We start from the raw sequence: 14,369 nt of genomic DNA, 5'->3' as shown, positions 1-14,369 counted from the left end.
GGGGATTATGCTGCGCTCGGCCGAACCGAAGAGCCGCCCGCACCTTCGCAGGAAGGCGGCACGTCGGGAAAACAGGAAAACGGATACCGGGAAGCAACAAAGTCGACAAATCGAATGGGGTTGGGGAATTCGAGACCGAATTCAGGGCAAATCGAACGATTAGGCAAATCTCTTCAGGAAATAAGGCTCTCTGCAAAAGGTTCGTTGCACTAGCGCTAGAACGGCGCAGCTGCCAAAAGAACAGCACTAACGCTAGGTCCATAGAACTAACGCTAGTATTTGCAGCCGCTTCCCAGCGGCAAGTCAAAAAGAGTAGAATTCCTTTCGGTTTGCATCAGGTTCGGTAATCCCCCCTCCCCGGTCCCGCTGACTCCTGATGGGCCCGTCTCGCGCTGAATCTTCCCGTCGTTCACCCCTTCCATGCCGGACTTTCCACCCATGCCCAATCTTAAAACAAGCCGCTCCGAACACTATCACGCTCAGCATTCGCCTCTTGGCGCATTCGCCAGCTTCACCGTGGGACTTCCCGAGAATACCGGAGGTTTTGGGTATGCCCTCCGGGGACCGGCCAACCAGAACGTCTATGTGGGTTTCCGCGAGAGTGGAGGCAAACCCTGGCGTCTTCTGCCTTTCTTCAAGCCGCAGGCCTCGCTTGAGGGGACCTTTACCGGGGAAGCGGCCTCGGTCCGCTCCAATCCACATTATCGTCCCCTGACCGCCCGCCAGATCTCCCGATCCCTCGGTTGGGCCAGCGACACCTGGTCGACCCGGGACGGACGATTCTCTTTCAGCCTGCTCAGTCCGTTCGGGGAGACCCCCGATCCTGCGGGGATCTCCAAGGAGGAGGCCCGCCTCAGCTTCTCGCCTCACATCAACGGCTGGATCGAAATGGACAACCGCAAAGGGAAGGATCCGGTCGAGTTGATCCTCGGTGTCGGCGATCCCGATCGCCTCTTCCGCCCGCTTGAGGACGCGCGGAGTGATCTGAAGGGATTCGCCTGCGGGACAGAGTTCGGGTTTGCCACCCCTCCCTCATCCCGTGCGGAAGCCCGTCAGGGTTTCGACATCTTCAATCCGAATCAGAGGGACCACCGCGGTCTTCTCCTGATCGGCGGAGAATGCGGACTCGTCTTCACGGTCGCCGCCGGCAAAAAGAGGCGGTTCCCCCTGGTTCTCGGGTTCTTCCAGAACGGTTGCGCCACCACCGGGATCGAGACGACCTACGCCTACACGAAGTGGTTCGCGAACCTCGAGGAGGTCCTCGCTCACGGGTTGTCCATGCGGACCCACTACGAACGGTTGGCCGCCCGACGGGACCGGGAACTCGAGCGATCCGGGCTGACGGCCGACCAGAAGTTCCTCATCGCCCAGGGCACGCACAGTTACCTCGGCAACAGCCAGCTGCTCTGGAACAGCAACGGGCCTCTCTACGTGGTCAACGAAGGCGAGTACCGCATGATGAACACCTTCGATCTGGCCGTCGACCAGATGTTCTTCGAGCTGTGCTGGTTCCCGTGGGCGGTTCGCAACATCCTCGATCAGTTTGTCGCACGGTATTCCTACGAAGATCGGGTGAAGCTTTCCCCGACCCGTTCCGCACCCGGTGGCCTCTCCTTCACCCACGACATGGGGGTGATGAACAACTTCACCCCGAAGGGCTATTCGAGCTATGAATGCGTCGAACTGACCGGCTGCTTCAGCCAGATGACGATGGAGCAATTGCTCAACTGGGTTCTCACCGCCATCACCTACGCCATTCACACGAACGACATCAGGTGGCTGAAAAAGCAGGAGGCGACCCTCCTGGCGTGCGCGGAGAGCATCCGGCGCCGCGATCACCCGATACCGGCGAAACGGGACGGGATCATGAAATTCGACAGCTCCAGGTGCGGAAAGACCGGCGCGGAGATCACCACCTATGACAGCCTCGATGTCAGCCTTGGGCAGGCGCGCAACAACCTCTACCTCGTAGTCAAGACCCTCGGCGCCTGGATTCTGCTCGAAGCGGCCTTCAAACGGCTCCGTCGACCCGGACCATCCCGGGACGCGCGGAAGTCCGCCGGCCAATTGGCCCAAACCCTCATCGGCAAGTTCTCGGAAGAGGACGGCTGCTTCCCCGCCGTTTTCGAAAACAACAACACCTCGCGCATCATTCCAGCCATTGAAGGATTCCTCTACCCTCTCTTCCTGGGTCTTCGCGATGCGACGGATCGCCGCGGACGATTTGCCGACCTCCATGATCGCCTTGCCCGGCATCTCAGGACCATCCTGCGAAAAGGTGTCTGCCTGGATGCCACCTCGGGCGGCTGGAAGATGAGCAGCACCAGCACCAATACCTGGTTCAGCAAGATCGCCCTGTCGCAACACATCATCCGATCGATCTACCCGGAGACCATGAGCCGGGCCGCCGCCAGGGCCGACTCCGTCCATGCCGAGTGGCAGCGACAGGCCGGTTGCGGGGCCTTCGCCATGTGCGACCAGATCCGCAGCGATTCCGGCATCACCTGCGGCAGCCGCTATTATCCCCGCGGCGTGACCGCCGTCCTCTGGATGAACGAAACGAAAACAACCCGGCGTCAGTGATGGATCACTACACCCAACGTCTCTCCTTCAGGGAGAAGGCCGGCTACAGCCTCGGCGACTCGGGCGCGAATTTCGTGTTCCAGGTCCTGATGGCCTACCAGTTCTTCTTTTTCACCAACGTCATGGGCATCAGCCCGGTCGCCGCCGGCATTCTTTTCGGAATCGGTCGCATCTTTGATGCATTCACCGATCCGCTCATGGGCGTGATCGCCGACCGGACCAAGCATCGCTGGGGCCGGTTCCGTCCCTGGCTCATCTGGTCGGCCCTGCCCTTCGCCGCCATCTTCTGGCTCACCTTCACCACGCCGGATTTCTCACCCGACGGGAAACTCATCTACGCCTACGTGATGTATTTCCTGCTCATGGCGGTCTACACGGTCAACAACGTCCCCTACTGCGCCCTGAACGGCGTCATGACCGGCGATGTCAACGAGCGGACCAGTCTGTCGACCTACCGCTTCGTCGCGGTCACCCTGACGACCTTCGTCGTGCAGGGATTCACCTGGCCGCTGGTGGCCAAACTCGGGGCGGGCGACGACGCGCGCGGGTGGTCCCTGACCATCGGGATATTCGCGATCATCACGATTTTCCTGTTCCTCATCGCCTTCCTCGCTTCGAAGGAGCGGGTTCAGCCTGATCCCGAACAACAGGCCTCCGCCCTCGAGGACATCAAGGACGCCCTGAAGAACAAACCGTGGGTCATCCTATTTTCCGCAACGCTTCTGATCTTCATCATGCTCGTGGTGCGGGGCGGCTCCCTGACTTTCTTCATGAACGACTATGTCGACCATGATGCCCTTTTCGGATTCCTCGGTAGCCTGAACCTGGTGGTGCCGACCGACGGGGTCTTCACCTGGTGGCAGTCCGTCCTCGACACCTTCGGGCTGCTCGTCGCGACCGATCATTCCAATATTCCGAATGTCGCTTACGCCTTTTTCAACATGGCCGGCACCCCTTCGACCCTCATCGGCGTGCTTCTCTCCAAACCCCTGTCCGAACGGTTCGGCAAACGAGCGGTCTTTGTGACCTGCCTTCTGCTCACCGCGGCCTCGACCCTCTGGCTGCTCTTTATTCCGGCCGATCATGTCGGCCTGATGCTGGTTCAGGGCCTTTCCTGGGGTGCCTGCTACGGGCCGACCATTCCCCTGCTCTGGTCCATGATCGCCGACACCGTCGATTATTCCGAATGGCAGACCGGCCGCCGGGCGACCGGTTTCATGTTCGCCGGTGTGGTCTTCGCCCTGAAATTCGGCCTCGGCGTCGGCGGGATGATCGGTGGAGTCCTTCTCGGACTCTACGGCTACGACTCAAGCGCCGCCCTGACCGAGACGGCCGTTCTCGGCATCCGCCATTCCGCGACCCTTTATCCCGCACTGATGATTGTGGCCGCGGCCGTCATTCTGCTTTTCTATCCGATCTCCAAGGAATTGAATATCCGCATCGGCGACGAACTCGCCGACCGGCGGAAGAAATTCGCTTCCGAGTGAAATGTTCTGATCCTGGAGGCTGTGATACACTTTGGATTCATGGTCACTTTCGCAAGTCATTGCTGGTCTGTTGTAGCCACTTCGCTGTGTCGGAGTGTTCCCTTGCCTCGAGAACGCCGACAGAGCGGCGTTGCATCTACATTTCTTCGCATCTGACGCCCTGGCGGGCTGTTCGTACAGGGTAATCCAGGATGAAAGTGCATAACAGCCTCTAGTCTGCCCAGCATGACCGGATCCATTATGGAAACAAAAGACCACTCGCCCAAAGGGGCCTTTGAAACCGGCGTCCATCGTAATCTCTTCGCCGAGTGGCTGGGGATCTCCGAGGACGCGATTCAGGCCAGGCTTGAGGAAGCCTGGCAACACTACTTCTACGGGGACGACGAGACCGAGCGCGTCTACTATCCCGACGGCGACTCGGCCTGCCTGATGGACATCGCCAACGATGATGCCCGCAGCGAAGGCATGTCCTACGGGATGATGATCGCGGTCCAGCTCGACCACCAGGCCGAGTTTGACCGGCTCTGGAAGTGGACCAAGACCCATATGTACCACTCCGATGGCGAGCTGGCCGGCTACTTCGCCTGGCACTGCCGGCGCAACGGGACCCGGATCAGTGAGGGTCCGGCCCCGGACGGCGAGGAGTGGTTCGCCATGGCGCTGTTTTTCGCAGCACGCCGATGGGGCTCCGGCGAGGGCATCTTCAACTACGAGGCCGAGGCCAATGCCATCCTCGAGGTCATGCTCCACAAGAGCGATGAGGGCCGCGAAAACGTCATCAGCATGTTCGACCGGGATTCACGCCAGGTCCGCTTCGTCCCGGCACGTCCATGGGCCGGGGTGACCGATCCCTCCTACCACCTGCCGGCCTTCTACGAACTGTGGGGGCGCTGGGCGGCGCGCGACCGAGACTTCTGGCTCAAGGCCGCCGCGACCAGCCGCGAGCTTTTCCGCAAGGCCGCCCACCCCGCGACCGGCCTGATGCCGGACTATTCCTACTTCGACGGTGCCCCGAAGATGCACCAGGGTCACGAGGATTTCCGCTACGATGCCTGGCGGACCCTCTCCAACGTCGCCCTCGACCACGCCTGGTTTGCCGCCGATCCCTGGCAGGTCGAGCAGAGCAACCGCGTCCTGGATTTCCTCACCCAATTCAGGGACGCGCCGGCCGGCGTCTTCACCCTGGACGGCCGGGTCATCTCCAGCTCCGCCTCACGGGGTCTCATGGCCATGGCCGCAGTGGCCGGTCTGGCCGCCGATCGCGAGAAGGCCGAACCTTTTGTCCGAAGGCTCTGGGAGGCTCCCCTGCCCTCCGGACATTACCGTTACTACGATGGCATGCTGACTTTTTTCGGCCTGCTTCAGGTCGGCGGACACTTCCGGATTCACCGTAACCATGGACCGGATACGCAATGATTCCGACCGAATCATCCGTCGGGCCGGCCGGTTGCCTTTCCGGGAATCCGGGCGCGTCGTCTCCCTGCTGGCCTTGCTGACCGTGTCCGTTGTGAACGCGTGTGCCGCCGGCCCGGAGGACGGCTACGAGCTCTGGATGCGTTATCGCCCTCTGGCGGATGACGCCTCCCGGTCTCTGTACTCCTCCCGGCTCCGCACCGTCACCCTGGCCACTCCGACCGGAGCCGATTCTCCCACCCTCGCGGCGGCCCGGCAGGAACTGGCGGACGGTCTCAAGGGCATCCTTGATCTTGAACCCCGGATTCTGCTTGTCCGCTCCGAAACGAACGAGAGTCTCGGCAGCGACGGTTTTACCATTTCACCGGACCTCGATGAGGGTATCCGCATCGCCGCCAATAGCGGGACCGGAGTGCTCTACGGCGCGTTCGCCCTCCTCAGGCGCATCCAGACCGGCCGGAATCCTGATGAAACCGTCACGAGCGTACCCCGGATCCAGCGCCGCCTGCTCAATCACTGGGACAATCTCAACCGCTTCGTCGAGCGTGGTTATGCGGGTTCATCACTCTGGGAGTGGTTCCACCTGCCGGGTATCCGCAGTGCCCGTTACCGGGACTACGCCCGGGCCTGCGCCTCAATCGGGCTCAACGGAACCGTCCTGACCAACGTCAACGCCGACGCCCTTATCCTGACTCCGCAGTATATGGAAAGAGTCGCCGCGTTGGCCGACGAGTTCCGCCCCTACGGCATCCGCGTTTACCTGACCGCGCGATTCAGCGCTCCGATCCAGATCGGCGGCCTCCCAACCGCCGATCCGTTCGACCCGGATGTCCGGGCCTGGTGGCAGTCCAAGATCAACGCAATCTATGCCCACGTACCGGATTTCGGCGGATTTCTCGTCAAGGCCAACTCCGAAGGGCAACCCGGACCACAGGAATACGGGCGGACCCAGGCCGACGGGGCCAATATGCTGGCGGAAGCCCTGGCGCCGCACGAAGGTATTGTGATCTGGAGGGCATTTGTTTACCAGGCGGACAACAAGGAAGACCGGGTCAAACAGGCTTCAAGCGAGTTCGATCCTCTCGACGGCAAGTTCCACGCGAACGTCGTCGTTCAGATCAAGAATGGTCCGCTCGATTTCATGCCCCGCGAGCCGTTTCATCCGCTCTTCGGAAGCCTGAAGGACACCAATCTTGCTCCGGAATTCCAGATCACCCAGGAATACCTCGGCGGCTCGGTCCATCTGGCCTACCTGGGCCCCATGTGGAAGGAAGTCCTCGAAGCGGACACCTTTGCCGCCGGTCCCGGCTCAACCGTTGCCCGGGTGGCTGACGGCTCGCTGCGCAAGCGGCCCCTGAGCGCCATGGCCGGAGTGGCCAATACCGGGACCGATCGCAACTGGACCGGACATCCGCTGGCCCAGGCCAACTGGTATGCCTTCGGCCGCCTCGCCTGGGACCACACCCTTACCGCTGAGGCGATTGCGGAGGAGTGGACCCGGATGACCTTCTCCAACGACGAAGCCGTCGTCCGACCGATGGTGGACCTGCTCATGGGATCACGGGAAACGGTGGTCAATTTCTCGATGCCCCTGGGCCTGCACCACATCATGGCGGAGGGTCACCATTACGGGCCCGGCCCGTGGGTCACCCATGAACGCGCCGACTGGTCCGCTCCCTACTACCACCAGGCCGATGAAATCGGTCTCGGTGCCGACCGGACGGTGACCGGCTCCAACGCCCTCGAGGACTACGCGCCCGAGCTTCAGAAGCTCTGGGGCGACCAGGCAAGGTGCCCGGAAAACCTCCTCCTCTGGTTCCATCACGTCCCCTGGGATCATCCGATGAAGTCCGGCCGCACTCTCTGGGATGAACTCTGTCTGCGCTACCAGCAGGGAGTCGACGAGGTCAGGGCCATGCAGGCCTCCTGGAACCAGCTGAAGGGCCGGATCGACGATCGGCGCCATACCGACGTCTCCGAAAGGCTGATACGCCAGGAGTCGGACGCCCGCGAATGGCGGGATGCCTGCCTGCTCTATTTTCAGCAGTTCTCCCGGCGCCCGCTCCCCGCCGGGGTCGAGCCCCCCGAACACGACCTGGAGTTCTACCGCTCGGCCAGACTGCGCTACGTGCCGGGGCATCCGGGGGACCAATAAAAGGAGATGGGGACGACAGACCGGAGTTGATCCGGAAACCGGGGAAGCCATAGAGTGACCCGATGCAGCCAGGTTCCAGGGGATTCATCCAGCGACTCGACCCGTGGGGATACGTCGCGTTGATCTTCATCCTGGCCCTGTTCTGTTATTGGCCGGCGCTCAACGGCGAGCTTCTCTGGGACGATCCCGCCCACGTCACCCGCCCTGACCAGCAATCCTGGGGCGGCCTCATCCGCATCTGGACCCACCCCTTCGCCACTCAGCAGTATTACCCGGTGCTGCACAGCGTATTCTGGTTTGAACACCGCCTGTGGGGGGACTCGACGCTGGGTTACCATCTCGCCAACGTTCTCCAGCACGCGGCCTCGGCCTGCCTCCTTGCCTTTTTCCTGCGCCGGCTTCGGACGACACCAACCGAATCGAGGGATGCCCGGCCGCCCGGCGACGCCCGGGCATCATTGCCGGCGGGTGCCGAGTGGGTGGCGGCCCTCCTTTTCGTCTCACATCCCAAATGTGTCGAATCAGTGGCGTGGATCAGTGAGCAGAAGAACACGCTTTCCCTCCTCCTCCTCCTGGCCGCCGCCTTCACCTGGCTCGCCTATATTGAAACACGCCGGCTCTCTTCGTGGGTGCTTGCCACCTTCTTCTTCATGATGGCACTGGGCAGCAAGACCGCCACGGTTGTTCTTCCTCCATCCCTGCTCGTCGTGCTTTGGTGGAGAAACGGCTCTTTGTCCTGGCGGAAGGACATCCTGCCGCTGGCTCCGTGGTTCCTTCTCTCGGTGACGGCCGGCCTGACCACCGCCTGGGTGGAGAAGAACATGATCGGGGCCGACGGGGAAGAATTCGCGCTGACCCTGGTCGAGCGCACGCTTCTGGCCGGTCGGATCGTCTGGTTCTACCTGTCGTCCCAGTTCTGGCCGGTCAATCACGCCTTCTTCTACTCTCTTTGGGATGTGCCGGCCGAAGCGCCCGGATGGACGGGCTACCTGGCCGCCTGCATCGTCCTGACCGTGGCACTCTGGCTGATCCGAAAACGAACGCGGGGTCCACTGGCAACCTGGTTGCTCTTCGTCGGCTCCCTTTTTCCGGTTCTCGGGTTTTTCAATATATTCCCGTTCATTTTCTCCTACGTGGCCGATCATTTCCAATACATCGCCACGGCATGCTTCGTTACCGGGACGGCCATCGGCACGACCATCCTGCTCAACGGAAGACCCAGGGTCGTCAACCGGTTCGGATGGTCGATCGTCGGATGTCTCATCCTCGTTTTCGCCGGCCTTTCGCACGACCTGAGCCGGCGCTATCAGAACAACGAAACCCTCTGCCGAGCCTCGATTGCCGAAGTTCCGGACAATTGGATGTCTCATCGGGTTCTGGCCTGGGCGCTCTCAAAGGATCCCGACCGCGGTTCCGAGGCGATTCAGGAGTATGAGATCTCTCTGCAGCTGAATCCGGATTCTCCCGATTCGTTGCACGGCCTGGCGCTTCTGCTGGCCCGCTCTCCGGACCGCCGGGCCGAAGCCATCGGACTCTACAGACGGGCAATCGAGCTGCGCCCCCACTTTGCAGAGTCCCATTACGCCCTCGCTTTCGAACTTGAGAAAGACCCGGATCGCCTGAATGAGACGATTGCCCATCTGGAAGTGGCGCTCGCCGCCAAGCCCAAGCTCGCCCCGGCCCACCTTCTGCTGGCCAAAGCCCTTTCCCAGATCCCCGATCGCCAGTCGGAAGCTTTCTTTCATTTTGAGGAAGCCGTGCGCTTGGATCCCGATTCCGCCGAGGCCCAGTTCGCCATGGCCAACGCGCTGGTTCTGGCTCCCGGCCGGCTGGACGATGCGATTGCCCATTACGAGGCGGCGCTGCGACTCGACCCGGAAGCTGCCGTGGTCCACTACAACCTCGGCACGGCGCTTGCCCTGACCCGGGGCCGGATGTCCGAGGCCATCACCCAATTCGAATCAGCCATTCGAATCCGCCCGGATTATGCCGAGGCCCACGCCAATCTGGCTGATGCCCTGGCGACTCAGCCCGGTCGTCTTCCCGAAGCTCTCACCCACTATGAGGAGGCACTCCGGATCAAACCCGACCTGGCCCGGGTTCACTTCAGTCTCGCGATGCGCCTCGCCACCCTGCCTGGTCGCCAGGACGACGCCATCCGACACGCCGAGGCGGGCCTCGCCCTCGATCCGGTCAACCTCGAGGCGCGCAACGGTCTCGCCATCCTTTACGTCCAGGTCGGTCGGCTCAGGGATGCCCGCGCCCAGTGGGAAAAGGCGGTGGAGCTTGATCCCGATTACGAAGCCGCCCGGGAAAACCTGCGAAGACTGGATCAGATGACGCGGCCGCAGTGAACGACCAAGACACCCTCCCGGGGGCCGTCTCAACGCCATTGACCGGCTCACCCCTTTCATACTCGGATCAAAGCGCGGGCACCGATTGAAAACGAAACACCCCATCCTGCCCGATCCGTTGCCATGAGACGCACTGCCGCCGCACTCGCGGCAATCTGCGGCCACCTTATATCAATCATGCCTTCATCCGCCTCATTCACCAATACGATGCTTTTCTAGAGCCGCGCGGCGGATTCGAAGTGGACCTCATCTGGAAAGACGGGCGTCCGAGATCCGCGTCCATCCGGTCACTTCTCGGTCGCCCGTGCGTGGCGCTGAACAATGGAGGACGCCGCGAACTGACCTTCTCCGTTGGAGAGACGCACCCGATTTCGTTCTGAGACCGTCCGAGGATTGAAACGCTGCCGTCGACGGATTTCCGGCGTCCTCCTCGAGCCGCCGGCCGCATCAATCGACAGCATAGACTTCGACAATTGCAATTCCCGTCCCGTTGTCCTTTCCGCCAACCTTCGCCGTGTAGACACCCGATGGGAGCGAAAGCATGAGGACGGCATCCGTCGAGTCATCGGCCAGGGCAAAGGCGCCGATCGTCTCGGATACCGATTTGATGTCGGCGGCGTCTTCACTGTCGCCCCAGTCGTCATTGCTGTAAACAGGAGTCGTAGGGTCGTCCGCGGAATAGATTTCCAAAACCGGGTCTTCAAGGTATCCGGAAGTCACTCCGACACTCATCAGACCGGGGCCGATGGCCCGGACAAGGACCGTTCCGGTCGTGGCGCCCGGGACGCCCCGGACGACAAAGCCGGCGATCAGGCGATCCGGACCGTTTCCGACTACGCCGCGGGTCGAGATATTGTCGAACTCGGCGTCGGAAGTGCTCGGCGGCGGCGGCTGTTCCGAACCGACGACCCGGTAGACCATGCCGTTCTGCTTTTCGGTGATGTAGATTTCGTTGTCCTCGTCGTAGCCGAAGCGGATGTCGGTCCGGCTCCGACCGATAATCGACATCATCGAGGCCGGGACTCCGTCGAGCTTGATCCTGAGTTTCCTGATGGGGGCCTGGGATCCCAGGGACAAGGCGTCGACCTCGACAAAATAGAGGATACCGTCGGTGATATCCCCGAAAATGTATTTGCCGACAAGATGCGGGGCGAGGCTGCCCCGGTAGACATATCCGCCGGCAATCGCCGCTCCCTCGTCGTGGTCATATTGTGCAACCGGGTAGGTGTATCCCAGGGTGGCATCATTCTCCGGCAGCGGAAACAGATCATAGTTGGTTCCCGCGCCCGGATTGTTGGCGAATTCGGGATTGATCACGAATGTCCCCTCGCGGACATTCCAACCGTAGTGACGGCCCGGCTCGATCAGGTTGACCTCCTCCACATTCCTCTCACCGATGTCCCCCGAGAGCATGACATGGTCTCCACCAGTATCCCAGGTGATCCGGTGCGGGTTCCGAAAGCCGTAAGCCCAGATCTCACCGTAAGTGTCCGGATCCGCGTCGGAAGCGAATGGGTTGTCATCCGGCACGCCGTACCTGCCGTTGCCGCTGTTTGTCCCGGCCGGGGCGATACGGAAAATGGTTCCCTGGTGAGAATCAAGCCGACTTGTGTTCTGCGGGAAGCCACTGATGGTCGACTGCCCATCGCCGATGCATATATAGAGCATCCCGTAGTCCGCACTGCCGGCCGTCGCGCTGGGATTGAACTCGATCGCCTGCATACCGTGAATGGTGCCGGAAAGGTCTACCCGGAGAACCTCCCGTGAAGTTCCGGCAAAGACATCGGCCGAAGGATCCGTCGCCGTCCATTCGGTGATCACGCCCTGAAGTGCGACGCTGTCGCTTGGATCCGGCAACGTGAAATCGGACGGTCCGGAGTTCGGCGCTTCCGTGTGCGAGGTGTAGAGCCTCCCGTTCGAGGCAAAATCCGGATGGAAGGCAAAGGAAGTGAAGCCGGTCCCGAGTCCGGGAGCGTTTTTAAAATTCGCGAATTCCGACCCCAGGTCCAGGTAGAGACTGGCCGAACCTTGCGAGACCAGATGCATCTTTCCATTGAGGTCGTTGACGAAGAGACGGCCGGACCCGTCGCCTGCCGGTTTCAACTGGACGATCCGCGTCCTGGGAAATCCAGCCGAACTGGCCGGGATTTGCACATACGGTTCAATCAGGATGGTGATATCGCTCCAGCGGACAACCTCCGGAATCGGATTGGTGATCTGGGCGATCGATGAAAATCCGGTCAGCATCAGAGCTAAAGAACAGGGACCGATAAATCCCGGACGTTCGAGATTGGCGCAGGTGGGTAACACAGGCCCTGCATGCAGGATGAGGACAGGCGCGGATTCAAGCGTCGATTTCCCGGCAATCGCTTTGTCGCCCAGCAGGTTTCCACCAGAAACGCCGAACCTGTCGGGGCAAATCGGAGAATTCCGATGCAAGACGAAGTAACCGTTGTGTTCCCGGGAGAACGCAGAGCCCATTCGTGGATTGCCATGTCCGAAGCACCGGCCAAAGGTGGACAGAGTTGATAACCGGGACCCGAGCAGAGAATTGTCCCGTGCACGCCATACCAGCCTGAATAGACATGAAAGGGATTTTCATTCTCGATCCTGACTCGTTTGCCAGAATCTACCCCCGGGAGATCGAGAGGGAAATCGGACAGCTTCTCGATCTGGTTGCACCCTCCCAGACCGCCGAGTCGATCAGGGCGCAGCCCTTCCTGATGCAAGACGTCGATATCGTCCTTTCCGGTTGGGGTGCACCCAGGCTTGACGAGGCCTTCCTCGATGCGGCGCCCCGACTGAAGGCATTCCTTTATGGGGCCGGATCCATTCGGAATACCGTGACTGCGGCTTTCTGGCGTCGGAACATCCCCATCGCCTCGGCAGTCTCGGCCAATGCCATCCCGGTCGCCGAATACACCCTTTCACAGATCCTTTTCTGCCTCAAGGCGGGATGGCAGCACAACCGCCGCTGCAAGACTCCCGGCAGTGACCGGGTTTACGGTTTTGACGCCTGCAAATCCATCGAGCCGGCCGGCGCTTTCGGAAGCACCGTGGGCTTGGTTTCGCTCGGGCAAGTCGCCCGCAGGGTCATCGAATTGCTCGCTCCGTTCGAGATCAGGATCCTCGCGTTCGATCCCTTCGCCTCAGCGGACGACGCCCGCCGTCTCGGAATTGAGCTGTGTTCACTGGAGGACGTTTTTGAGCGATCCGATGTGGTCTCGGTCCACACGCCGGATCTGCCCGAGACCCGTGGCATGATCTCCGGAGACCTCGTTTCCCGGATGCGGGTCAACGCCTCCCTGATCAATACCTCACGGAGCGCCATCGTCCGGCATTCGGAACTCATTCAGGTCCTGGAACTGCGGTCCGATCTCTGGGCAATTCTCGATGTGACCGAAATCGTCAGCGACCAAGAATACCGTTCACTTCAGACACTCTCCAATGTCACCCTGACCCCCCATATTGCCGGTTCAATGGCAGGTGAGTGCGCCCGTATGGGCCAATACATGCTCGACGACCTGAAGCGCTTCCTCAAAGGCGAACCTCTCAAGTACCAGATCACCGAGCAACAGGCCGCAATCATGGCCTGACCTCCGCTTCTGTCTCCATGAAACCCGGGCTTCTCTCCGTCACCTTTCGGCAGCTTCCCCCCCAGGAAATCATTGTTCTGGCCAACAAGGCCGGCCTGGAAGGCATCGAATGGGGTGGCGATATCCACGTTCCACACGATCGCCCGGACATCGCCTCTGCCATCGGCCGCAGGACCCTCGAGGCCGGCCTGGAAATCTCAGCCTACGGGTCCTACTACCGACTCGGCGATCCCGCGTCCGGTCCGATTGAGGGTGTCCTGGAAACAGCTCTGGCCCTGCAGACGGGCATCGTCCGAGTCTGGGCTGGCCGGAAAGGCTACGATGATTCCGACCAGGCGGAACGAGAAGCCGTGGCCGACGACGGAAGAACCATCGCCCGACTGGCCCGCCAGGCCGGATTGCGCATCGCCTGCGAATGGCATTCCCAGACCCTGACCGACTCGGCCGAATCCGCCGCCGAGCTGTTCGACACGGTGAATGATCCGGACTTCCTGACCTTCTGGCAGCCTCGCAATTTCCAGGACGAGGTCACCAATCTTCACGACATGGCGACCGCTCTTCCACGTCTGGCCGGTCTGCACGTCTTCAATTGGGACATCCGGACCCGCGCCCGGTTGCCCCTTTCCGAAGGCGAGACCGCCTGGAAGGCCTACCTGAACAAGGCCAAGGTTCGGGGATCCATCTTTGCCTCCCTCGAATTCGTGGCCGGGGACGATCCGATGCAGATGGTCGAAGATGCCGCCACCCTTCGCCGCTGGCTCTCGGAAATCTGAAACTACCC

The 14,369-nt window shown here is 61.4% G+C and carries 8 protein-coding genes; 7 read left to right on the top strand and 1 reads right to left on the bottom strand.

Translation table 11 applies throughout. From position 1 onward, the window contains the following. Positions 1-438: 438 nt before the first annotated feature. The 5 genes from R3F07_13760 (at position 439) to R3F07_13740 (ending at position 9,992) form a co-directional block, all read left to right on the top strand. Positions 439-2,583 carry a glycoside hydrolase family 52 protein gene (locus R3F07_13760; GenBank protein MEZ5277441.1) on the top strand — a complete coding sequence of 715 codons (2,145 nt, stop codon included), beginning with the start codon at positions 439-441 and terminating at the stop codon, positions 2,581-2,583. After that, complete coding sequence (locus R3F07_13755) at positions 2,583-4,070, top strand: MFS transporter (GenBank protein MEZ5277440.1); 1,488 nt, start codon at positions 2,583-2,585, stop codon at positions 4,068-4,070. The genes R3F07_13760 and R3F07_13755 overlap by 1 nt, the downstream gene beginning before the upstream one ends. A gap of 240 nt (positions 4,071-4,310) precedes the next feature. Next, positions 4,311-5,486, top strand: coding sequence for a glycosyl hydrolase family 8 (locus tag R3F07_13750; GenBank protein ID MEZ5277439.1), 1,176 nt, complete (start codon positions 4,311-4,313; stop codon positions 5,484-5,486). Further along, positions 5,467-7,638 carry an alpha-glucuronidase family glycosyl hydrolase gene (locus R3F07_13745; protein ID MEZ5277438.1) on the top strand — a complete coding sequence of 724 codons (2,172 nt, stop codon included), beginning with the start codon at positions 5,467-5,469 and terminating at the stop codon, positions 7,636-7,638. The genes R3F07_13750 and R3F07_13745 overlap by 20 nt, the downstream gene beginning before the upstream one ends. 62 nt (positions 7,639-7,700) lie before the next feature. Next, positions 7,701-9,992: a tetratricopeptide repeat protein gene (locus tag R3F07_13740; GenBank protein ID MEZ5277437.1), complete on the top strand. Its 2,292-nt coding sequence runs from the start codon at positions 7,701-7,703 to the stop codon at positions 9,990-9,992. Between the two features lie 447 nt (positions 9,993-10,439). Here R3F07_13740 and R3F07_13735 read toward each other — a convergent pair whose 3' ends face one another. Then, entirely contained in the window at positions 10,440-12,239 is a 1,800-nt protein-coding gene (locus R3F07_13735) for a PQQ-dependent sugar dehydrogenase (GenBank protein MEZ5277436.1), read from the bottom strand. A 338-nt stretch (positions 12,240-12,577) separates the two neighbouring features. On the opposite strand from R3F07_13735, the gene R3F07_13730 reads away from it, so the two are divergent. After that, positions 12,578-13,588 carry a hydroxyacid dehydrogenase gene (locus R3F07_13730; protein MEZ5277435.1) on the top strand — a complete coding sequence of 337 codons (1,011 nt, stop codon included), beginning with the start codon at positions 12,578-12,580 and terminating at the stop codon, positions 13,586-13,588. Between the two features lie 17 nt (positions 13,589-13,605). After that, positions 13,606-14,361 (top strand): TIM barrel protein, encoded by a 756-nt coding sequence (locus R3F07_13725; GenBank protein ID MEZ5277434.1) that lies wholly within the window; start codon positions 13,606-13,608, stop codon positions 14,359-14,361. Positions 14,362-14,369: the final 8 nt, after the last annotated feature.

This window comes from Opitutaceae bacterium (assembly GCA_041395105.1).
Taxonomy (GTDB): Bacteria; Verrucomicrobiota; Verrucomicrobiia; order Opitutales; family Opitutaceae; genus B12-G4.
This window is presented reverse-complemented; position numbering and strand designations above follow the sequence as displayed.

Bases quoted from the DNA above. Each gene is read 5' to 3' on its own strand.
- R3F07_13760 (MEZ5277441.1), top strand. From the start codon at position 439: ATGCCCAATCTTAAAACAAGCCGCTCCGAACACTATCACGCTCAGCAT.
- R3F07_13755 (MEZ5277440.1), top strand. From the start codon at position 2,583: ATGGATCACTACACCCAACGTCTCTCCTTCAGGGAGAAGGCCGGCTAC.
- R3F07_13750 (MEZ5277439.1), top strand. From the start codon at position 4,311: ATGGAAACAAAAGACCACTCGCCCAAAGGGGCCTTTGAAACCGGCGTC.
- R3F07_13745 (MEZ5277438.1), top strand. From the start codon at position 5,467: ATGGACCGGATACGCAATGATTCCGACCGAATCATCCGTCGGGCCGGC.
- R3F07_13740 (MEZ5277437.1), top strand. From the start codon at position 7,701: ATGCAGCCAGGTTCCAGGGGATTCATCCAGCGACTCGACCCGTGGGGA.
- R3F07_13735 (MEZ5277436.1), bottom strand. From the start codon at position 12,239: ATGCTGACCGGATTTTCATCGATCGCCCAGATCACCAATCCGATTCCG.
- R3F07_13730 (MEZ5277435.1), top strand. From the start codon at position 12,578: ATGAAAGGGATTTTCATTCTCGATCCTGACTCGTTTGCCAGAATCTAC.
- R3F07_13725 (MEZ5277434.1), top strand. From the start codon at position 13,606: ATGAAACCCGGGCTTCTCTCCGTCACCTTTCGGCAGCTTCCCCCCCAG.